2 protein-coding genes are annotated in these 1571 nt (G+C 46.0%); both read left to right on the plus strand.

What is annotated here, in order from left to right; translation table 11 throughout:
- The coding region (locus EPO18_RS03645) for a PA3715 family protein (protein WP_292430648.1) at positions 1 to 705 on the plus strand (705 nt) is incomplete at its 5' end.
- Between the two features lie 223 nt (positions 706 to 928).
- The coding region (locus EPO18_RS03650; protein WP_292430651.1) for a hypothetical protein at positions 929 to 1571 on the plus strand (643 nt) is incomplete at its 3' end.

Here is a 1571-nt window from a genome sequence, read left to right on the forward strand (position 1 = left end):
AAAGGCTTAGTTTTAATGACTGCTTGCAGAATTTGGCCTTATGATGAATCCATCACTCTTTCGGCCTTTCTTATAGGTTCATCTCATGCAGAGGGTAATCCGGAATTGCTTATCGGCATGATTGATAACAAAAAGAATCAATTGTTGGCGCGTTACAACGAGGCGCAAGGAAATGCCTTCGCTCCGGTTATCGATGCCGACAAAGACCATTTTCGCATTGATACCGCCCGCTACGACCTTGCGCCAGGAGTCAGGGCGTTTGGTATAGATGTGTTCAAAGGCGATCAGGACGATCCTTATTGCGGAGCTGAAACGATAGGCCATACTCGTCATCTATACGTTAAGCGCGGCAATGAAATAGCTGCGCTTTTTTCTCAGGGTTTGACCATGTCTTATCGAACGCGCATTAAAGGCAACGCCAAATGCAGGAATGGCAAACCCACTATTACAAAAGGTGTTGTCTTTGAGGATATAAAACTGACCATCACCATGAGTAAAAATACTAGCGATGGTTATGCCGATTTAATTATTACCGGAGTGAGCACTTACAGCGACGGGACGCCATCACCACGGAAACCGTTTTACTCCGAGATGAAATATTCTCATCATTATATTGGAAATAAAGACCATGGCACTTACGCTAATAGTCCTAATGGCGATCTGAACAGTTTAATTCGTGCGTGGCGAGGCGATGTAAAGTCCTAAGAGCGCAAAGCACAACATCCCTCTCCATCAGGAGAGGAGGTTGGCTATCAGCGTTTTGTAGGTTTTCCGCTTCCGCCCAATAGCTTCAAAAGTATTTTGGAATAGCCAAGTCCCGCGTATATGGCATACTCTCCGGAAATAATACAATTACGCAAGACCTCATTTCCGGACGAATTGCATGCTCCACTTATCTTTTTTCTGCGCACCATACAAACCAATTCTCATGTCCCAAATTATGGCGTTTCTAAATAGGAGACGCCAGGGGCTGATAAAAGGAGTTGCCCTGCTAATCCTGCTGCTAACTCCCCTACCCCATAGCGTTTTAGCCGCAGAATTATCCCCACTTGCCGCGACATCGGGTTATAACACAGCGCTAATCAATAAAAATTGCAACGGCTTTTCGCAAGTCCCTATTACCAGCATTCAGGGTACTTGCGTCGGTTTGGTCGCTGCAAAAATCCATCATCTCAAACAGCCCCGTTATGCCGCCCAGTTCGATGACAAGACTCTGCTGGTTACGGATATGTTGGGCTGGGGAGCCAAAAACGGTACGGTATGGGCCATCGAATTTTCCAAGAAAATGGATGAGCTGGCAGCCAATGAAACCCAGTCGATCAAGGTTACCAATCTATTTTCCAAAAATAACTTGCCCAATCCGGCCGGAATCGCCGTTGCCCCTAATGGCATGATTTATATTGGGCTGCCCACAGGCATCATGAAATTCAAGCTGCAACGCGACGAAAACGGCGAACTTAAAACCGACCCTGAACTTGAGGTTTTTATTAACGATTTCGATCAAGTGCGAAAATTCTCCCAAAACCTGATGGCGATTGAAGGCTATGCCCATCCGATGACCAGTTTTTCGT

It is taken from the genome of Methylobacter sp., assembly GCF_004322395.1.
Lineage (GTDB): Bacteria > Pseudomonadota > Gammaproteobacteria > Methylococcales > Methylomonadaceae > Methylobacter_A.